The sequence below is a fragment of the Sporosarcina sp. P12(2017) genome, assembly GCF_002743035.1.
In the GTDB taxonomy this organism is placed as follows: Bacteria; Bacillota; Bacilli; order Bacillales_A; family Planococcaceae; genus Sporosarcina; species Sporosarcina ureae.
On the sequence record NZ_PDYL01000002.1, the window covers coordinates 34,608 to 55,839 of the forward strand.

General features: G+C 40.6%; 20 protein-coding genes. All 20 read right to left on the bottom strand.

Translation table 11 applies throughout. The annotated features are described in order from the left end of the window. Window positions 1–25: 25 nt before the first annotated feature. The gene (locus tag CSV80_RS01635; RefSeq protein ID WP_029053129.1) at window positions 26–1,285 is read right to left on the bottom strand and encodes a methionine gamma-lyase family protein; all 1,260 of its coding nucleotides are present in this window, start codon (window positions 1,283–1,285) and stop codon (window positions 26–28) included. Between the two features lie 94 nt (window positions 1,286–1,379). Next, window positions 1,380–1,604, bottom strand: coding sequence for an RNA chaperone Hfq (gene hfq, locus CSV80_RS01640; RefSeq protein WP_029053130.1), 225 nt, complete (start codon window positions 1,602–1,604; stop codon window positions 1,380–1,382). 40 nt (window positions 1,605–1,644) lie between these two features. Continuing rightward, complete coding sequence (gene miaA, locus CSV80_RS01645) at window positions 1,645–2,577, bottom strand: tRNA (adenosine(37)-N6)-dimethylallyltransferase MiaA (RefSeq protein WP_099669337.1); 933 nt, start codon at window positions 2,575–2,577, stop codon at window positions 1,645–1,647. Further along, window positions 2,561–3,487, bottom strand: a complete 927-nt coding sequence (locus CSV80_RS01650; protein WP_099669338.1) for an alpha/beta hydrolase — start codon at window positions 3,485–3,487, stop codon at window positions 2,561–2,563. The genes miaA and CSV80_RS01650 overlap by 17 nt, the downstream gene beginning before the upstream one ends. Then, window positions 3,484–5,124, bottom strand: coding sequence for a glycerol-3-phosphate dehydrogenase/oxidase (locus CSV80_RS01655; protein ID WP_099669339.1), 1,641 nt, complete (start codon window positions 5,122–5,124; stop codon window positions 3,484–3,486). The genes CSV80_RS01650 and CSV80_RS01655 overlap by 4 nt, the downstream gene beginning before the upstream one ends. 27 nt (window positions 5,125–5,151) lie before the next feature. Further along, on the bottom strand, window positions 5,152–6,978 hold the full coding sequence (gene mutL / locus CSV80_RS01660; protein WP_099669340.1) for a DNA mismatch repair endonuclease MutL: 1,827 nt from the start codon (window positions 6,976–6,978) through the stop codon (window positions 5,152–5,154). Window positions 6,979–6,983: 5 nt separating this feature from the next. Beyond that, window positions 6,984–9,551 carry a DNA mismatch repair protein MutS gene (mutS, locus tag CSV80_RS01665; RefSeq protein ID WP_099669341.1) on the bottom strand — a complete coding sequence of 856 codons (2,568 nt, stop codon included), beginning with the start codon at window positions 9,549–9,551 and terminating at the stop codon, window positions 6,984–6,986. A gap of 179 nt (window positions 9,552–9,730) precedes the next feature. Then, window positions 9,731–9,943, bottom strand: a complete 213-nt coding sequence (locus CSV80_RS18135; RefSeq protein WP_369802799.1) for an immunoglobulin-like domain-containing protein — start codon at window positions 9,941–9,943, stop codon at window positions 9,731–9,733. An 86-nt stretch (window positions 9,944–10,029) separates the two neighbouring features. Then, the gene (locus CSV80_RS17450; RefSeq protein WP_158231843.1) at window positions 10,030–10,179 is read right to left on the bottom strand and encodes a hypothetical protein; all 150 of its coding nucleotides are present in this window, start codon (window positions 10,177–10,179) and stop codon (window positions 10,030–10,032) included. 114 nt (window positions 10,180–10,293) lie between these two features. Then, a complete protein-coding gene (gene cotE, locus CSV80_RS01670) occupies window positions 10,294–10,851 on the bottom strand; it encodes an outer spore coat protein CotE (protein ID WP_029053136.1) in 558 nt (185 codons plus the stop codon). A 120-nt stretch (window positions 10,852–10,971) separates the two neighbouring features. Next, window positions 10,972–11,406 carry a YlbF/YmcA family competence regulator gene (locus tag CSV80_RS01675; protein WP_029053137.1) on the bottom strand — a complete coding sequence of 145 codons (435 nt, stop codon included), beginning with the start codon at window positions 11,404–11,406 and terminating at the stop codon, window positions 10,972–10,974. Further along, entirely contained in the window at window positions 11,406–12,953 is a 1,548-nt protein-coding gene (gene miaB, locus CSV80_RS01680; RefSeq protein ID WP_099669342.1) for a tRNA (N6-isopentenyl adenosine(37)-C2)-methylthiotransferase MiaB, read from the bottom strand. Before miaB ends, CSV80_RS01675 begins: the two co-directional genes overlap by 1 nt. Before the next feature lie 147 nt (window positions 12,954–13,100). Continuing rightward, window positions 13,101–13,370 (bottom strand): stage V sporulation protein S, encoded by a 270-nt coding sequence (locus CSV80_RS01685; RefSeq protein WP_099669343.1) that lies wholly within the window; start codon window positions 13,368–13,370, stop codon window positions 13,101–13,103. Between the two features lie 92 nt (window positions 13,371–13,462). After that, window positions 13,463–14,260, bottom strand: coding sequence for a TIGR00282 family metallophosphoesterase (locus CSV80_RS01690; RefSeq protein ID WP_099669344.1), 798 nt, complete (start codon window positions 14,258–14,260; stop codon window positions 13,463–13,465). Window positions 14,261–14,327: 67 nt separating this feature from the next. Then, on the bottom strand, window positions 14,328–15,887 hold the full coding sequence (gene rny, locus CSV80_RS01695) for a ribonuclease Y (RefSeq protein ID WP_099669345.1): 1,560 nt from the start codon (window positions 15,885–15,887) through the stop codon (window positions 14,328–14,330). Between the two features lie 548 nt (window positions 15,888–16,435). Next, window positions 16,436–17,497: a recombinase RecA gene (gene recA, locus CSV80_RS01700; RefSeq protein ID WP_099669346.1), complete on the bottom strand. Its 1,062-nt coding sequence runs from the start codon at window positions 17,495–17,497 to the stop codon at window positions 16,436–16,438. A 166-nt stretch (window positions 17,498–17,663) separates the two neighbouring features. After that, a complete protein-coding gene (locus tag CSV80_RS01705; RefSeq protein WP_099669347.1) occupies window positions 17,664–18,920 on the bottom strand; it encodes a competence/damage-inducible protein A in 1,257 nt (418 codons plus the stop codon). Between the two features lie 15 nt (window positions 18,921–18,935). After that, window positions 18,936–19,514: a CDP-diacylglycerol--glycerol-3-phosphate 3-phosphatidyltransferase gene (pgsA, locus tag CSV80_RS01710; protein WP_029053144.1), complete on the bottom strand. Its 579-nt coding sequence runs from the start codon at window positions 19,512–19,514 to the stop codon at window positions 18,936–18,938. A gap of 74 nt (window positions 19,515–19,588) precedes the next feature. Continuing rightward, on the bottom strand, window positions 19,589–20,395 hold the full coding sequence (locus CSV80_RS01715; RefSeq protein ID WP_158231844.1) for a helix-turn-helix domain-containing protein: 807 nt from the start codon (window positions 20,393–20,395) through the stop codon (window positions 19,589–19,591). Between the two features lie 27 nt (window positions 20,396–20,422). Beyond that, complete coding sequence (locus tag CSV80_RS01720; RefSeq protein WP_099669349.1) at window positions 20,423–21,217, bottom strand: DUF3388 domain-containing protein; 795 nt, start codon at window positions 21,215–21,217, stop codon at window positions 20,423–20,425. Between the last annotated feature and the right edge of the window lie 15 nt (window positions 21,218–21,232).

Below are 21,232 nucleotides of genomic sequence, written 5' to 3' on the forward strand. Positions count from 1 at the left end.
AGAGGTTTTCGATACACTTTTTTCTTTATACCAACTTCTTTTCAAGCAATTGTTCCATCGAATCTAGTATTGCAGATTTTACATGTTCATAAGTCAATCCACCTTGAATATATGCTGTGTATGGCGGTCTGATCGGACCGTCAGCTGTCAACTCAATACTGGAACCTTGAATGAATGTACCCGCAGCCATGATGACGTCATCAGCATAACCGGGCATGTAAGATGGCTCTGGGGCATATTGAGCATTAATTGGTGAGTTTTGCTGGATCATCTGACAAAACGCAATCATTTGTTCAGCATTTAAAAAGTTCACCGATTGAATTAAATCCGTTCGAAGCTCACTGTAATGCGGTGTTGTATCCATACCGAAGCTTGCGAAAAATGCCGATGTGAATAACGCGCCTTTAACCGCCTGACTGACTACGTGTGGCGCTAAGAAGAATCCTTGGTACATCTCAAGTAACGTATCGAGTGAAGCCCCTGCTTCAGCTCCAAGGCCTGGAGAAGTCATACGATAAGCACACTTTTCAACCAAGTCTTTTCTGCCTGCAATGTAACCACCTGTTCTAGCAAGTCCACCGCCTGGATTTTTTATGAGCGAGCCTGCCATTAGATCTGCTCCAACTTCTACAGGCTCTTTCATTTCCACAAATTCTCCATAGCAATTGTCTACAAAGACTACGACATCTTCTTTCATTTTGCGGATTTCTTTAATAATCGCTTCAATTTCATGGATTCTGAATGATGGATTACTTGAATAGCCTTTCGAACGTTGGATCGCTACGATTTTCGTCTTCTCTGAAATCGTCTCTTTTGCTTTCTCGTAATCAACAGAACCATCCTCGTTCAAATCAATATGCTGATAAGAAATCTGAAAATCCTCAAGTGAACCCGTATCTTTGCCGTTGCCGGAAATGATAGATTCCAACGTGTCGTATGGTTTACCTGTAATATAAAGTAGTTCGTCACCTGGGCGCAATATCCCGAACAAGCTGATTGTAATGGCATGCGTGCCCGAGATAATTTGATTTCTTACAAGACAGTCTTCCGCTCCGAACACATCCGAATACACTTGTTCCAATACATCACGGCCACTGTCGTCATAGCCATAACCTGTTGAGCCTGATAAATGAAAGTCGCTTACTTGATTTTTCTTGAATGCCTGTAAGACTTTTCTTTGGTTAAAAAACGCAATTTCTTCTACTTTCTTCACATACGGAGCGATTAGTTCTTCCGCTTCTTGTGATTTTGTTAGTAATTCTTCATTAATGGGTGTAATTTGCATATGTAGTACCTCATTTCATTTGATCATATTCTATTTTACCAGATGAAGTCTATATACCAAATGAAAGACAACAAAAAAACAGGCAAGCGCCTGTTTATTGTTCGTCTTTTAAAATAACTGGTTTTGCTGGCGCATACGTAGAAATAGCATGCTTATAAATAAGCTGTTGTTTACCATCTGTTTCTAATAGAACCGTATAATTATCATATGACTTGATGAGACCTTTCAATTGAAAACCATTTAGTAAAAAAATTGTAACGAATGTGTTGTTCTTACGTAAGGAATTTAAAAATGTATCTTGCATATTTCCTTGTGCCATTCAATTGCCTCCTTGTCCCTGTTATTTAGTTATTCCATACTCACTTCTGAAAATCCTTTATTATCTTACAAGTTGTTTGAAAAACTTCTTCCCCCGACTGATTCGCATCTACCCACTGGACAGGCAATTTATTGCGGAAGTAGGTCAGCTGCCTTTTTGCATAATTGCGTGTGTTTTTCATTACCGCTTCTATTGCCTGCTGTTTTGTCAATAGTCCATCAAAATAGGAGATCAGTTCTTTATAGCCTATTGCTTGTACTGATTGATTTTGACGAATTCCTTTATTCCAGAGTTGCTGTACCTCATTAAATAATCCCGCTTGAACCATTTGTTCTACACGCAGATTGATTCGCTCATATAGTAATTCCCTAGGAAGATCTAATCCAATAATTAAGGAATGATACATAGGCTGATTCCCTTGTTGTTGTTCATGGTCTTGCTTTGTTTGACCCGTCACTTCGAGTATCTCAAGCGCACGCACTAGACGTCTATGATTATTTGGATGAATTTTCTCTGCACTTTTCGGATCCAATTCTGCTAGTCTTGCGTGCAATACATCTGCGCCTTCTGATTCAAGCTCTCGCTCTAAACGCACTCGCACTTTCGGATCAGCTGCTTGTTCTGTAAATCGATAATCGAATAAAACCGACTGAACATACATTCCACTGCCACCGACAATAATAGGTAATTTTCCGCGAGATTGAATATCGGCAATCCATTGCCTGACTGCTAGTTGATATTCCGCTACAGAAAATGATTCTGTTGGTTCTTTTACATCAAAGAAATGATGTGGAATCCCTTGCATCTCAGAACAGTGAATCTTTGCCGTACCGATATCCAATTCTTTATATACTTGCATCGCATCACCATTAATGATTTCTCCATTAAATAGTTTTGCAAGTGCCACGCTGAGCGCTGTTTTCCCTGAAGCAGTCGGCCCTACTACTGCTAGTACCTCAACGGGTAGGTTCATGTCGTTTCATCCATTCCACGATAGTTGTATACACTTGTTTATAGTTAGTTTCCTGAAGCATCTCATGTCTTCCACCTTCATAGAGCTGTACAGTGACTCGCTGTTGATTAGCTTTATCGAATTGTTTGGCTACTTTCCACACACCTTTAGCACGGTCTCCTACTAAGTCATCTGTACCTGAAAGTAATAAAATTGGTAATTCATTCGGAATATTTAACAAGAATTCAGGCACTTCCAATGAATTCATTCCTTCAATCAACACACGAAACAGTTGAGCAGTCGGAACAAATCCACATGCCTCATCCTCTTTGTAATCAACTACACTTTCTATATCGCGTGATAGCCAAGCAAATTCACCTTCCCCAGGAAATTGTTTTGAATATTCGCCAAACACCAAACCGTTTAAAAATTTATCCGGTTGCTCTTTAGGGAATTTATTTTCTCTATACGCGGCGAATGCAATCGCAGCATGTGCAGTGAGCTTAGAATTGGTTCCAGTACCCGATAGAATGACTTTGCTTAGCGTAGAACCGTATAGCTGGATATAACGCCTTGCAACAAAGGAACCCATACTATGTCCGAATAGTACTGCTGGCAGCTCTGGGTATTGTAGTTGATATGCTTGATTCACTTCAAACGTATCATCCACCAATTGATCAAATGTGGCAGACCTACCTATATAGCCGTATACAGGACCGTTTTCTGTAGCCGTCTTACCGTGTCCCCTTTGGTCATGCAACGTAACGACATACCCTTGTGACTGTAAGTACTCTGCGAATCTTTTATAGCGACCGCTATGTTCTGCCAATCCGTGAATGATATGCACACGAGCAACTGGCCTAGTTTCAGGTGTATAGCTTGTACTATACACTTTAGTACCATCACGCATTTCTATCCACTGGTCTGTCATGAACGTGCACTTCCTTTCGCTTCCGCAATCGCATTTTTCAAGTCATTTTCATGAATAGATTTCTCACTGTCCGTGTAACGCAACAACTTTGCCATATAGTCGGTTACTTGTGTCGCCAATGACTCCACCACATCGATTTGGAAATATAAATCCCCTTTTCTACGAATAAAGAAATCACTTGGCGATGTGACCATTTCACGATGAATTCCATATAAGATCTCTGCACGTAAACTTATTGGCAAATTGTTCTCTTCTGCTGAAATTGCGTGGGCGAATTGGAAAATTTCATCACTATTTCTACCATAAAACGCAGCAAGACGTGCTCCTTGCTGTGGAGTTAAGCCGAACTGAGGTGCTCGTTCCGCCTGTAGATCAATAAATTGCTTCAACGCTGCATCGTCTATAAAGTCACTTCCTGAAACGGCGATATTCTTCGTTTCACATTGCTTGATAGATGGCTTTTCTAGCTGTTCATTAATTCGATCCACTACGACTTCCGCCATCTGCCGGTAGCCTGTTAACTTCCCTCCTGCAATCGTCAGCAATCCAGGAACTGTTTCCCACACTTCATCTCTTCTTGAAATTTCAGATGCATCCTTACCTTCTTGCGCAATCAATGGACGAATTCCTGCCCACGTAGATTCCACATGTTTTCGTTGAAGATGAATGCTTGGGAATATTTCGCGTACCGCATTAATGATGTAGTGTATATCTTCTTCTGTCGCTGTAGGATGCTGTTTATTATCCGAATAAAATGTATCAGTCGTACCGATATACGCTTTATTATCTCGCGGAATGGCGAATAACATTCTCCCATCCGAGTTATCAAAATAAATTGCTTGCTGCAACGGGAATATAGATCGATCTACTACAATATGGGCACCTTTCGTAATATGCAATCGTTTCTTATGTTTGCTGCTGATTTTCTTTTGCAACTCGTCAACCCATGGACCTGATGCATTGATCACGATAGAAGCCTCTACGGAAAATCGGTCGCCGGTTAGTTGATCACTTAAGACTGCCCCAACGATACGATCTTTCTCAAAGTTGAATTGTTCACACTTCATATAATTTAGGCAAAGCGCACCTTTTTCTGCTGCTTTCTTCAGTACTTCAATCGTCAAACGTGCATCATCGGTCTGATACTCCACATAATGCCCGCCACCTTGTAACCCTTCCTTTTTCAGTAGTGGTTCAAGTTCAGCCGTTTCTTCTTTCGTCAACATCTCACGTCGTTCTGCAGGCTTTACACCTGCTAGTAAATCATAGATGAGAAGTCCAGCCGAAGTAGAGTACTTGCCATACGTTCCTTTTTGATAGATCGGCAATAGCATAGGTCTTGATTTCGTGATATTTCGAGAATTACGGAAAACGATTTCTCGTTCCTTTCCCGTTTCTGCCACTATTTTCACTTCCAATTGTTTTAAATAGCGCAAGCCACCATGTATCAGTTTTGTTGAACGGCTAGATGTTCCCGCCGCAAAATCTTGCATATCAATAAGGGCAACCGAAAATCCTCTCGCAGCCGCATCCAATGCGATACCCGCACCTGTAATCCCTCCACCGACAACTAAAACATCGAATGAAAAGTTTCTCAAGTCCTGAATTCTGCTTGATCTTTCTAATGTAGAAAACATATAATCGCTCCTTTCTGATGTGCTCTGTTACATCACTCGTTTAAACATTTTCTCTAATTCATACGTTGTAAAATGGATCAATACCGGACGACCATGCGGACATGTATAAGGATTATGACAAGCCCCTAGATCAGTTAGTAATCGTTCCATATCTTCTTGCCTTAAGTAATAGTTTGCTTTAATAGATTTTTTACAACTCATCATAATGGCGCTTTCTTCACGCAATTTCTCGACATCGACTTTGCGTTTCTCAAGTACTTGCTCAATCATTTCTTCTATAATCGAGGTAGCTTGTCCTTCAGGGAACCATGAAGGATATTCTTTCACGGTATACGTCGCTGGCCCGAATGCTTCCAAAAATACACCGACTTCTTCCAATGCATCTTTACACTCTTCGATCTTTACTTGCTCATCAGCTGAGTAATGAAAAACCAGGGGTAAAAGCAATTGCTGACGTTCACCTGCATCCACCTGACCAAGTTTCACTTTAAAATATTCATATTTAATTCGTTCTTGCGCTGCGTGCTGATCGATCAAATAAAAACCATCTTCATTTTGGGCCACTATATATGTCCCGTGAACTTGTCCGATCGGTGCAATTGAAGGGAAATGATTCATTTCCTGCTGTTCCTGCTCATAGACACCAGACTCTCGCGGCACGGATTCTTCCTGCGGTTCAAAAATAGCTTCTGGGAAGACCGGTGTTGCTTGCTCTATAATAGGCTCTTCCACGTGTGCAATGGATGGCTGTATTTCTTGTCCTTCTAATGGGACCGTCACTTCCGGCCGGCGATAAGAAGGTGTCCAAATCGTCTGTTGTTCTGAGTCTCTTTTAACAGGCTTCTCTTTCTTTACAGCGTCAGGAATAATAGTGACTCCTTGAATAGCCTCTCTGATTGCTCCCTTTATTAAAGAGAGTAACTCCCCTTCTTTACTAATACGGATATGTCGCTTCGCGGGATGGACGTTGACATCTGTCAAAATGGGATCGGCTGTAATATCAATGACCGCAATGGGATACCTACCAATAGGTAAGTACGTATGCATCGCATCGATAGCTGCTTGCGTTCCCGCATAGCTTTTAATCCAACGGCCATTCATTAGAAGTGAAATATAATTTTTAGATGCGCGTGTCATCTCAGGAAGTGTGATAAAACCCTTCACCTTGAAATCAGCATCTTCTTTTCGAAACGGTATCATTTTCCGCGCAACTCCGACACCGTATATATCTGATAATACCCGTAATATGTCACCTGAACCCGATGTTCTAAGAACTTCATGATGATCGTGAGTTAGTGTAAAGGAAATGTTAGGATGACTCAGCGCTAATCGATTCAATAAATCTATCGTATGTCCGAGTTCCGTCTGAATGGTTTTCATATATTTTAAACGTGCTGGCGTATTGAAGAATAGATGTTGTATGAGAAAGTCTGTACCTTTTCGTAAAGCCCCCGCTTGATGTTTCAGTACTTTACCGCCCTCAATCTCTACAACTGCACCTTCTACACCATCTGAAGTCCATAATGATACTTTTGATACTGCCGCGATACTTGCTAATGCCTCTCCGCGAAACCCGAGCGTACGTATTCGAAACAAGTCATACTCATTAGTTATTTTACTAGTAGCATGCCTTTCGAAACAGCGGATTGCATCCTCTTCGGACATACCCTTGCCGTTATCGGTCACCCGAATCGAAGATAAACCTGCCTCTACTAAAGTTACTTCGATTTTGGTACTTTGCGCATCAATCGCATTTTCCACTAGTTCCTTGACGATGGAAGCAGGACGTTCCACCACTTCTCCCGCCGCAATTTTATTGGCTAGTGTGTCTTCCATGATGTGAATTTGATTCATCCGCTTCACCCCTTCTTATCTACCGTCAGGCGTTCTTTCCATTCCATCATTTTTTGCATCGTTTGCATCGGTGTCATATTCATCAAATCTACCGTTTCAATTTCATCGAGCAATTTTTTTGTATCTACTGAAACAATCGGTTCGCTATCCGTATCAAACAAAGCGAGCTGCTCCGACACAGATGACATGCCTTTCGTTGTACTATCCTCTTCAAATCGCTGTAATAAGGTTTTCGCACGTCCCACTACGTCTGCAGGAAGACCTGCTAATTCAGCTACATGAATCCCGTAGCTTCGATCGGCTGCACCGGGTAATACTTTGTGTAGGAATACGACTTTACCATTTTGCTCCTTGGCAGCGACATGGACATTAAGTAGGCGATCTAATACATCCTCCAATTGTGTTAATTCATGATAATGGGTAGAAAATAGTGTGTTGGCTCCGATTTCCTCATGAATATACTCCATCATCGCTTGTGCGAGTGCCATCCCGTCATACGTTGAAGTTCCGCGCCCGATTTCATCAAACAACAATAGGCTGTGGGACGACGCATGAGCCAATGCATATTGAGACTCCATCATTTCCATCATAAATGTACTCTGTCCAGAGGCTACGTCATCTGCGGCTCCTATTCGTGTAAAGATTTGATCTGTAATAGGCAGTGTAGCCTCTTCACAAGGGACGAAACAACCAATTTGAGCCATCACTACAGTTAAAGCTACTTGACGCATATACGTACTTTTACCGGACATGTTCGGACCTGTAATCAGCAACATATTTTCTTCTTCAGCTAGCGTACAAGAATTTGGAATATACAGTGAATGATTCATCATTTTTTCAACGACTGGATGTCGGCCGTTTTGAATGTTGACAGCCTTCCCTGTATGGAATTCTGGTCGGACATATTGATTCTTTTCGGATACCTTAGCAAATGATAGTAAGACGTCCAGTTCACTGATCACTGAGGCTAACTGTTGAATGCGCTGTACATCGTCCTTCACTTGTTCGCGAATCGACTGGAATAAGTCCAGTTCCAATGTCTGGCTGTCCGCTTCCGCGTTTAGGATTAGTTCTTCTTTTTCTTTCAGTTCCGTCGTTATGTATCGCTCCGCATTTGCGAGTGTCTGTTTACGTTCGTAGCGAGACAAGTCGGCTAAATGAATATTGGATTTAGTAATTTCAATATAATAGCCAAAGATCCGATTATAGCCGATTTTCAATGTTTTTATCCCTGTCAGTTGCCGCTCTTTCTGCTCAAGCTGTGCTAGCCATGTCTTTCCGTTACGGGATGCACTTCGAAGCTCATCTAGTTTTTCATGATAGCCATCCAAAATCAATCCACCGTCTTTACTAGATATGGGTGGGTTTACTGCAATAGCATCCATTAACAGTTGGAATGTTTCCCCGCAAGGATCCATTCGATCAGCAAAACGCTGTAACATAGGACGTTTCGATTCTTCAAGCAACTGTTTTATTTTCGGTATATGCGACAAGGAGTTTCGTAGCTGCGCAAGATCACGTGCACTAGCACTGCCCATAGAAATTCTTCCTGCAAGGCGTTCCACATCATAAACGTCATGTAATTCCTTTAATAATTCTTCACGCAAGAAATACTCATCAACTAAGTTATTTACAGTTTCTAGACGTTCTTCAATCGCTTGGCGCTGTGCCAAAGGTTGATGAATCCACATCCGTAACTTCCTCGCGCCCATCGCCGTAACAGTTTCATCAAGTACCCAGAATAATGTTCCTTCCTTTTTGCCGGTACGAATAGTTTGTACGAGCTCTAAATTCCGCATCGAGTTCGCATCAATTGATAACTTTGCATCTTTCTCTATATAGATGAAAGGTCGAATATGACCAAACACCATTTTTTGCATACGGAGTAGATACGATTGCAATTTACGGCAAGCTTCTTGCAACTCATCTGGGAGATGGTCATATGTATCATGACCAATTGATTCTGAATGCTCCGTATCTTCAATTGAAAGCATAATCTCGCGACTTTCAAACAGTTCTGCCAAAATAACATGAAGTTGTTGATCAACGATAATTTCCTTCATGCCAAGAGCTTCGATTTCTGCCAGTAGCGTTCGCTCACTTCCTTCAATCAGCTCTACTTTTCCTTCTCCAGTACCGACGTCAAGATACGCTAATGCATAACATTGATTCCCTAAGCTATCGATGGCACCGATGAAATGATTGGCTTCGACATCAATTGTTTTACCTTCCGTTAATGTACCAGGTGTAATAACTTTAACGACTTCACGTTTAACAATTCCCTTAACGTTTCGCGGGTCTTCCATTTGTTCACATATCGCTACTTTATGACCTTTATGGATTAATGTTTCAATATATCCGGTCGCGGAATGATAAGGTATGCCGCACATTGGTATACGTTCCCGTGCACCTGAATCCCTGCTCGTTAACGTGATCTCTAATAATGCAGATGCGTTAACGGCATCTTCAAAGAACATTTCATAGAAGTCCCCCAAACGGAAGAATAGAAATGCGTCTGTATATTGCTCTTTAATTTTCAAATATTGTTGCATCATTGGTGTATGTTCAGACATGGTAAACCCTCTTTTTCTCGCTCATTTTCTATTCATTATACCAAACACCCTAAGGGTTAACGAATCAAAAGGGGTTGAAATAGTTCTAATAGGAAGATAGACATAAATAATTCTGTAGAAAACAAATTAAAACCACCCCCGCATTTGATTTGCTAGAATGGCTTATAATTATGTCGCTATTATTTACCAGTAGATCCAGGTATTAAAAATATTTTCACTAGGCGATACTCTCCGGCTACGAGTATTACTCCAAGAGTTTCTATAGAAAACGATTGTTGTATATTTTTTCTCGGCGCTAGCAAATAACCCGAATTAGTAAAATGTGGATTCTTATAAAACATGGAATCAGAATGCATCAGAGTGTACCACTCGTCATTTTTGAATGCTTCTATTTATTAGTATTCATCATATCCATACATGGTTTGATTGTCATTCTTCAATATCTTGTAGAATATCGGCATACCTTCCTCGTATTACGTTAAGAGATCAAGAATGTCAGACCTTGCTCATTCGATTCTACTTCCTGTTCGGGCGAAGGAGCTGTAAGAGTTTGTATTTCATTTCCTATCTCGCATGATGTAAGCAGTGTCAAGGTAAATAAAACGATAAGCCAATTTAACTTTGCCATAGGTCCCTCCTATATATAGACTACATCTACTATTGGAAAATTAACTTGACCTGCATCATTTCTTTATCTTCATGCGAAAAAATCAAACAAAAAAAGCCGGTGTAACTCCGGCTTTTAAAATGGTGAATCTTTACGTTGTGGTGGTTGGTGAGGCCTCTCTTGATTCGGCACTTCTTTATTCTTTTTATCTTCCATCACAACAGAAGAAGATTCTGCTTCTAGTATCGGCCATTCTTCATCATATGGATCGGGATGAATGGTTACAGAAACTTTTGTTTCACCAATCATCTCAACTAATAATTCTCTTTCAATGGAAATGGAGAAGTTTTGGCCACATTCAGAAATACTGGCCTCTGTGCAGTTGGGATGCTGTAATACCGTGACAATCGTTTCTTCTTTAGCGGATGTCGGCTCATCTCGGTAATGCAATGAGATCTTATCCTTATAAGGAATCGATTCAGTAAAGACAGACGTTTTGGAATGATCATGATGCGAGTACCAAACATTCACGTCAAAACTACCCGTCACTTCTACATACGCGCCGACTTTCTTTGCTTGTTGCGTGTGATTGATCACCCAGCAACCCAATATGCTGGAAGGACGATTGGGTGGCTTCAGCAACTCAGTAGTTTCCGATCGATGCTTCCCTTTGGCAATAACAGCTTTCGTCACAATTTGTCGTAAGTTTTTCAGTTTTCTTCCTCCTTCTTTGGCTTCTATCCATCCTATGCAACAGCAGCCCAGAAATTGAAAAAAATCGGCAAGGAATTTTCTCCTTAGCCGATTTTTTATTTAAGATAGGGATTTTTTTTGCGTATTCTCTACGTATGATCCTGTTTCACCGCGTAATAGATCGCCGCCAGTAGACTCAATAATTTCATCTGTCACACTGTTTGCAATTGTATTGGAAACTAATTGAAGTAAGTTATTCACTTCGTCTTGAGACTGTTTAAATTCTTGTACCAATGGAATCGCATCAATTTCACCTTGAACTTGTTCGATTTTCTTTTCGATTGCTTTTAATGCACGTTCTTTTTCGTAGTTTTGGAAATTCACTGCCTGTGTTTGAAGAGATTTCATACTAGCGATTTTTTCGCGTACTTTTTGATTTTCATTGATTTGTGCTTCTGCACGTTTATAAAATTCTACTTCTTCTGTGTTTGCCAACATATGTGCCAAATCGCGTGCTTTTTCTATGATTTCATCTTTCGTAAACTTCTTTTCCATTATCCCATCACCTTTTCTTGTTGGACTACTCTAATGAATTCACCATTGAGTGACCATGATTTTGCTTCTTTAATACGAACTTCTACGATCTCACCAATTACAGAACGTGGTGCTACAAAATTCACTAATTTACTTTTTTCTGTGTAGCCTGCCAGTACATCAGGATTTCTCTTACTTTCACCTTCAACTAGCACTTTAACAGGTTGTCCCTCGTATGGCTTCATTGCTTCTGCAGACATGTCGTTCACTAGTTTGAGCAGGCGTTGCAAGCGTTCTTTCTTCACTTCCATCGGTATATTGTCTTGCATTTTCGCAGCCGGTGTTCCTTCACGTGGCGAATAAATATATGTGAATGCCATATCAAACCCAACTTCACGATAGAGTGACAACGTTTCCTCGAATTGTTCTTCCGTTTCATTTGGGAATCCTACAATAATATCCGTTGTGAGCGATAGATTAGGAATTGCAGTTCTAATTTTATCAACTAGTTCCAAATAGCTTTCCCGTGTATATTTGCGAGCCATGATCTTCAGTATATCAGTTGAACCTGATTGTACCGGCAAATGAATATGGTCAACCAAGTTCCCACCTTTGGCAAGCACTTCTATCAAGTGATCATCAAAATCGCGAGGATGACTCGTCGTGAAACGTATTCTCGGTATATCAATTAATCGTAACTCATCCATCAAATCACCAAGACGGTACGTAATATCATCAAAATCTTTTCCGTACGCATTCACATTTTGCCCTAGTAAGGTGATTTCTTTATACCCTTGGGCAGCCAACTGGCGAACTTCTTGAATGATATCTGCTGGTCGTCTGCTGCGTTCTTTACCACGCGTATACGGCACGATACAATACGTACAGAACTTATCACAACCATACATGATATTAACCCATGCTTTAATCTTACCATGACGGACTTTTGGCAAGTCCTCAATTACGTCGCCTTCTTTGGACCACACTTCAATAACCATCTCTTTAGACATATACGCTTCATGTAAGATGTTCGGCAAGCGATGAATGTTATGTGTTCCAAAAATCATATCCACTTGATCATACGTTTTTAAAATTTTATTTACAACGGATTCCTCTTGTGACATGCAGCCACATACTCCGATTAATAAATCAGGGTTCGTCAGTTTGAGTGGTTTATAATGACCTAATTCACCAAATACTTTATTCTCGGCATTTTCACGGATTGCGCATGTGTTGAGCAGTATAACGTCTGCTTCTTTAACATTGTCAGTAGCATCATATCCCAATGCCATAAGAATCCCTGCAATCACTTCCGTATCATGTTCGTTCATTTGACAGCCAAATGTTCGAATAAAGAATTTTCGACCTTGTCCCATTCCTTTAAAGCGTTGTTCTATTTGAAAGTTATCGTGATATTCCACTTCTTCTTTCCCGCGTTTTTTTGCGTCTTTTAGAGAAGGCCCGCTATACACAGACTCGAAATATTTGCTATAGTCTTTTTCTATGATGTCTGGTTTCGATTGGTCTTTCGTTGCGAGTCCAGCTTGCAAGCGCTGTTCTTCATTCATTGCAGAAGCCCCTTTCTATTACTTATCGGGAAATAAGCATACCTGATGTTATTATACTGAACTTTTGTCTGATATGACAGCAAAGCGGAAAATTGTCGCTGGTTTGTCATGAAAAAAAGACCACGAAAGATCGTGGTCTTTTATATTCTACTTACGAACTTTTTTTTCAACGAAAAGTTTGAGCGCCGTTCTAGCTTCCCCGTTAATTTCGATATCGGTGAAGGCAGGCGCGCAAATTAGGTCGCCTCCGCTTGGTGCTACGAATCCTCTTGCGATTGCAATTGCTTTCACTGCTTGATTTAATGCTCCAGCACCGACTGCCTGGATCTCCGCATAGCCTTGTTCACGAATAACTGCAACCAATGCTCCTGCTACTGAGTTCGGATTTGAGCGAGATGATACTTTTAAGGGACTCACGATATTTCCTCCTTATTTTGCAATGTCTATGGAACGTGTATATTCCATACAACATCCTATGATAGGCAAGGAGGATTTAGACACCTAGATAATTAGTTTTTGAACGGATGATCTTCATTAATTCGAATTCGCTCAATTTTGAGTGCCTTGCCGGTTTTGTCATCCAATTCTACGAACATACCGTTTAGCTGTGGTCTTCCACTTTTCGGTACCTCAAAGCGCGTTGGCAAGTTAGTATAGAAGCGATATAATACGTCTTCTTTTCTCATTCCTAATATTTCATCGTATGGGCCAGTCATTCCTGCATCTGTTAAATATGCAGTCCCTCCTGGTAAAATTCGATCGTCAGCAGTTTGTACATGTGTATGTGTTCCTACGACAACGGATACTTTTCCGTCTAAGTGCCAGCCCATTGCAATCTTTTCACTTGTTGCTTCTGCATGGAAATCTACAAAGACTAACGGTGATGTTTGCAAGGCTTCTTCCACTAATTCATCTGCTTTTGCGAATGGATCGTCATGTGGCGGCAAGAATGTGCGGCCATGTAAATTAATTACGGAAAGAGTAACGCCATTTTTTGTTATTGATGTCATGCCTTTACCTGGTGCTTGTTCTGAGAAGTTAGCAGGACGAATCAAGTAATCCACTTCATCTATAAAATCATAAATTTCACGTTGATCCCAAGTATGGTTACCCATCGTGATGACATCTACTCCAGCATGCAATAAATCATGATATATGGACTTAGTAATTCCTCTACCTGAAGCTGCATTTTCACCATTTGCGATGATCACGTCCGCTTGATATTTGCGTTTCAAACGCGATAAATAATCAATCACCATTTCTCTTCCCATTGATCCTACGATATCTCCAATAAATAGTACTTTCATCTGTAACAACCTCTTTCCAAAATGAAAACAGCTTCCAAACGAACCGGAAGCTGTTTTGTGTTAGGTATTATTTTGCATACTCTACTGCGCGGGTCTCCCGTATGACCGTCACTTTGATATGCCCTGGATAGTTTAATTCTTCCTCGATTTGTTTTCGTATATCACGTGCTAAGCGATGTGCGGTAATATCATCGATCTGTTCGGGGCGAACAATGATTCGCACTTCCCGTCCTGCCTGAATGGCAAATGACTTCTCAACACCTTCGTATGATTCCGAAATTTCTTCAAGTTTTTGCAGTCGCTTTATATAGTTTTCCAGTGTTTCACTACGAGCACCTGGTCTTGCTGCGGATAATGCATCTGCCGCTGCTACAAGTACAGCTATTACTGAAGTTGCTTCTTCATCACCGTGGTGAGAAGCAATACTGTTAATGACAACTGGATGTTCTTTATATTTCACTGCTAACTCTTTACCAATTTGTACGTGACTACCTTCTACCTCATGGTCGATCGCTTTACCAATATCATGAAGTAAACCGGCACGTCTAGCAAGTGTAACGTCTTCTCCAAGCTCTGCTGCCAGTAAGCCAGTTAAATAGGCTACTTCGATAGAGTGTTTCAAGACGTTCTGCCCGTAACTCGTACGGAAGTGCAAACGACCAAGAATTTTGATCATATCCGGATGCAAGTTGTGAACACCTACATCGAATGTAGTTTGTTCTCCTTTTTCTCGGATTAACTCGTCCACTTCTCTTCTGGATTTGTCGACCATTTCTTCAATACGCGCAGGGTGGATTCGTCCATCCTGAACTAATTTCTCCAGGGCCAATCTTGCTGTTTCTCTTCGAACTGGATCAAAACCGGAAAGAATGACAGCTTCTGGCGTATCGTCAATAATCAGATCAATCCCTGTAAGCGTCTCAAGTGTACGAATATTTCGCCCTTCACGACCAATGATGCGACCTTTCATCTCATCATTCGGTAAATTAACGACGGAGACTGTTGTTTCTGCCACATGATCTGCCGCAAACCGTTGCAATGCTAATGATAGGATCTCGCGTGCTTTACGCTCAGATTCCTCTTTAGCCCGTTGCTCGGACTCTTTTGTCATGACAGCAATATCAGTAGAAAGCTCTTCTTCTACATCTTCCAAGATAATGTGCTTTGCTTCATCTCTTGTTAACGAAGAGATTCTTTCCAATTCAGTCTTCTGTGTAGTAACGAGTTGTTCCGCTTTGCGTTCCATCTCTTCAATATGCTGTTGTCTTTCTAATAGCGCATCTTCTTTGCGCTCTAGACCTGCTTCTCTTTTATTGAGCGCATCATCCTTGCGATCAAGGTTTTCTTCACGTTGCAAGAGACGGTTTTCCTGTTTCTGTAATTCCGTCCTTCTCTCACGGACTTCTGTTTCTGCTTCAATCCGCAGTTCGTGAGTTTCATCTTTCGCTTCTAACAGTGCCTCTTTCTTCACTGACTCCGCTTCACGCTTCGCCTCTTCGACGAGTTGGTTGGCAGTATGCTTGGCACCAGTTACTTTTGAATCATTCACATTTTTCAATATAAAAAAGCTAACAACTGCACCGACGATGAGACTTAGCAAAACGGAGATGAGTATTTCAATACCCATTGAGGTCACCTCCTTCTGCTTATTCTTTTCTTTTCAGTCGGCTCGTATAATCAATTTTGCCACGGCGAATATATTCACTTTACTTGTTACCGGAGCTTCCCGGTAACGTCCCGACGATCTGTGAAAACGCCGAAGGCTTAACTTAATCCAACGGGTAGTAGAAAACCTGTTGTTTCGGGACCAAATTTCTATTGATGTCACTACTTTTTACTTAATTTTTCATATTGCTGAATTAAGTTAAAATCAATATACCGCCAAAAACAATTGATTGGTTTGTTAAATATAGGACGTATATAATACGCCACTTTAATTGTATAGTTGTATTTTTATTGTGTCAAGGAATGATAATGGAAAAATGATACTACTGAAGCTTTTTGTTTGGTTTGCTCGAGTATTCCCACTGTCCACTTCGCATATTTATTTATTTGGATTTTTAATTCCATGACAAGGCAAAGTACGTCATACTTATACATGTTAATTACTTCTAAAATAAAGCTCTTTTTATAAAAAAACCGCCAATCGAAAATTGGCGGTTTTACATGAATAGCTTACTTGTCTTCTGAAAGTGTTAGTAAGTCATCAAGCTCATCTTCTTCATCATGCGCTGCGATTACATAGTTTGTAGCATTTAAACCGTATGATTCACGAATCTTGGATGCGATTTCATCACGCATTTTCAAGTTTTCCTTCAAGAATTGCTTCGCGTTTTCACGACCTTGTCCTAAACGCTCGCCTTCATAAGAATACCAAGCACCACTCTTTTGGACAACTTCTAACTCTGAGCCAAGATCCAGAATTTCACCCTCTTTTGAAATTCCTTCACCATACATGATATCTACTTCCGCTGTACGGAATGGAGGAGCTACCTTATTTTTCACGACACGGATTCTTGTTTTGTTACCCATAATATCATTAGCTTGTTTGATCGCTTCACCTCTTCGTACTTCAAGACGAACAGAAGCATAGAACTTCAATGCACGTCCACCAGGCGTTACTTCTGGATTACCAAACATGACGCCTACTTTTTCACGAATCTGGTTAATGAATACAGCAATAGTATTTGATTTATTAATTGCACCAGAAAGTTTACGCAACGCTTGAGACATCAAACGAGCTTGCAAACCAACGTGTGCGTCTCCCATTTCGCCTTCGATTTCTGCTTTCGGAACAAGTGCTGCTACCGAGTCCACTACGACAATATCTACTGCGCCTGAACGAACAAGTGCTTCTGCGATTTCCAATGCTTGCTCACCCGTATCTGGCTGTGATAATAGTAAATCATCGATATTAACACCTAGTTTTTTTGCATAAACAGGGTCTAATGCGTGTTCCGCATCAATAAAAGCCGCAGTACCACCGCTTGCTTGCACTTCTGCAATTGCATGCAAAGAAACAGTTGTTTTACCAGAACTCTCTGGTCCATATATTTCAATTACTCGTCCACGTGGATATCCGCCTATTCCTAGTGCGGCATCCAAAGCCAGTGAACCGGATGAGGATGTATCAATTTGAAGATCTGTTTTTTCTCCCATTTTCATGACAGAACCTTTACCAAACTGTTTCTCTATTTGTTTTAATGCCATATCTAATGCCGCTTTACGATTGCTCAATTATAATTCCTCCTCAAACTCTTTTTCTACTCTTAGTATACCTTTTCTCAACGTAATACACAAGAATTAAACGAACGGGTATTCGATGAATTGGATATAGAAATTGAAAAACAAGCACAAAAAGCTGGGATGAATTGATTTTTGATAGCTAATTCAATAGCAAAATTCAATACTTCAGTTCTTTTTTCTCTTTTATTGCTTGAATGAGATAATGTAAAGCAAATTGAACGGAACGTTTACGATTTGAATTACGAGAACTTGATAGCTGCAGTTTGAAAGATGCTGTCTTCATACCTTCTGCTGCAATACCGATCCAAACTGTACCAGGTGGCTGTCCATCATGTGGTTCAGGACCCGCTGCACCTGTCAGACTCACTCCAAATGTCGTGGTAAATCGTTCTCTAACACTTTCAGCCATAGCTTCAGCGCACTCTGCACTGACTATCCCATGGTAATCAAGCAATGAAGGTAAAACGCCTAATTGCTCGATTTTCATCTCTTTATTATACACCACAACGCCACCTTTTAGCGCGTTGCCGATTCCTGCTTCTGAACCAAGTTCCGCCATAAACATTCCGGTAGTTAGACTTTCTGCCGCAGAAATAGTCCAGTCATTTTGAAGCAAAAGTTCAGTCGTTTTGGAAGCAAGCGTATCCTCATCTACACCATAAATAAACTCCCCAACAATAGAGCGAATTTCTTGTTCTACAGGCAATATTAATTTCTGTGCTTCTTCTTCCGTTTTGGCTTTTGCGGTAATGCGTAGCTTGACCATGCCTGGTGAAGCCAACGGTGCGATTGTAGGGTTCGTTTGCTTCTCAAGAATGGACTGGATACGGACTTCCAATTCCGATTCGCCAATTCCTTGCAACTTCAATACCTTAGAAGAAATTACATCGTGTTTTCCGTATACACCAAGTAAATATGGAATCGCTTCGTGTTCAAACATGGGCTCCATTTCATGAGGTGGGCCTGGCAATAAAATGTACTGTTTATCTTCTTTGCCTATTGCTATACCAGGTGCCATGCCATTTCGATTTGGCAATACCGTAGCTCCTTTTAATACAAGAGCTTGCTGTTTATTATTTTCTGTCATCACTTTGCCTACGTGAGTAAAATAATCTTCGATAGTCTTCATCGCTTCGTCATCAGTTACAAGCTCGCAACCCAATTCACGAGCAATAGTTTGTTTTGTAAGGTCATCTTTTGTCGGTCCGAGGCCTCCACTAAAGATGAGAATATCTGCACGCTGCTGAGCTAATTGAATTGTTTGTGACAAACGTTTAGGATTATCCCCTACAACCGTGTGGCAAAACACATCAATCCCAACTTCAGCCAATTTAGCCGATATGAACCTTGCGTTTGTATTGGTAATTTGCCCCAATAGAAGTTCAGATCCGACCGCAATTATTTCTGCTCTCATGAATACCGTTCCTCCTCACATTGACTCGACTAAAATTTTACGATTTTTAATGAAGTAATCAACACCTGACCAGATTGTAAACACTAGTGCTATGTATAACATAATCGTTCCGAATGGAATACCAATCGCTTCGAAGAAAATATTATGCAATAAAAGAAATGTAATCGCTAGAATTTGCGCAACTGTTTTAATTTTACCTAATTGGTTGGCTGCTACCACTTCACCACCACCTGCTAAAATTAAACGTAATCCTGTAACCGCAAATTCTCTACTAATAATGATGATGACGATCCATGCAGGAGCCGTCCCCAATTCCACTAATAAGATAAATGCAGCTGAGACTAATAATTTATCGGCTAACGGATCCAAAAACTTCCCCATATTTGTCACTAAATTGTTTTTTCTTGCTAAGTAACCATCTAGCCAGTCAGTTGTAGAAGCTATGATGAAGATGATCGCGCCCACCAAATGTTCAATAGGCATTTCTACTCCACCTAACTGAATCATGCCCCATCCAAAGTCCACTGTAAGAAAAAGGATGAAAATAGGGATCATAAATACTCTAGAGAGCGTAATCTTATTTGGTAAATTCATTACATGTCCACCTTCCTAACGGTACATTCTATTTGTAAAGAATAAAATAGTCACCTTTTTAGATGACTATTTTTCTATGGCTTTTTTAGCACGATGTTTTGTGGAATGAGTTCTGTTGGGTAATCTACGCGTTGACCGTTAACAGTCAGTTCTGCGTTTTCGTAATTACCAACTCGTATTCTCAAACTTTCTGCATCGTTTGCTTCAATTTCAATTGTTTCGCCTTCTTGTACTACCCGGGCACCGCTTGGTTCAGGCATCCGTTCTACGCCGTCTTGGTCTGTTACTGAAATCCAAGATTTCCCTGTTGCCTTGACAATCAAGGTGATTTTATTAGTATCAGTCAATTTGAATGTAGATGTTTCACCCACAGTCGAAGCGTGTTCAAATGGCTGCTTAGGTTTGTCGACTCCCACTGAACCTTGTTCATCAGTCACAACTGAAGAACCAGGTTCCGATGACTCCTGATCTATAGCTGGCTCTGTCGCTTTGTCTCTTAATAAAGTATAAACAATAACAAAAATCATTAAGATAAATAGTGCAACAATTATTTTTGGCATTGCATCTCTTAATTGGTTATTCTGCTTTGAACCTGCACTACGTTGCATAGTTGCTGGTACAACGCTTTCCTGTTTCTCCTGCACTGCAGGTTCATACTCATCTTGATACAGACTCAGTATTTCATCCGCGTCCAAGTCCACCGCTTCTGCATACTGTTTAATAAAAACACGAACGTAGAAAGCGCCAGGTATAACTTGAAACTCTTCATTTTCAATTGCCGACAGATAACGTTGTTGAATTTTCGTACTGTCTTGCAAGTCTTCTAACGTCAATCCTTTTGAAATCCTCGCTTCTTTTAAACGAGCACCAATTCCGATCAAACTTAACACCCACCTAACTCATTTCAATCAATTAAACATATTAAAACCGCCCATAGGATTATGGTTGGTTATCGGATCATTCTTTTCTAGAATGTCGTAACTGATTTCTTGATCCACAGTTGTACGTAACTCTATGATAATATCAAAATCTTCAATTGTATATTCAGATTGCTTCACGAACATATCCGGATGCTCGACCACTTTAATTGTCGGCAAGCCCATGATTTCCCGTACTAATTGCATATGACGTTCGTCAGAGGTTTTTCGTGTCACGATTCCATCAAGTATAAAGATGTTATCGTCTGAGAACTCATCCCCCATCATACTCGTTCTGATCGTTTGTTTAATCATTGTAGAAGACAAAAAGACCCATTTTTTATTGGCACAAACACTTGCTGCTACTACGGATTCTGTTTTGCCAACTCGTGGCATCCCGCGAACACCAATTAGCTTATGACCATCTTGTTTAAAAATCTCGGCTAAAAAGTCCACTAAAATTCCAAGCTCACTTCTAATGAATTGATAGGTTCTTCGATCATCTGTACCGCGCTGAATATAGTGTCCATGACGAACAGCCAATACATCACGCAATTTAGGTTCCCTAATCTTATGGATGACAATCGCATCCATAGTAGAAGCGATTAACTCGAAACGCTTAATTTGCTGATCATGATCAGTGTGAACGAGCATACCACGGTATCTGCCATCCACCCCATTAATGGTCACAATATCAACTCGCAGCATACCAAGCAAGGAAGCAATATCACCTAGTAACCCAGGCCGATTGACTTGTAACTCATATTCGACATACCATTCTCCCATTCAACACACTCCTTC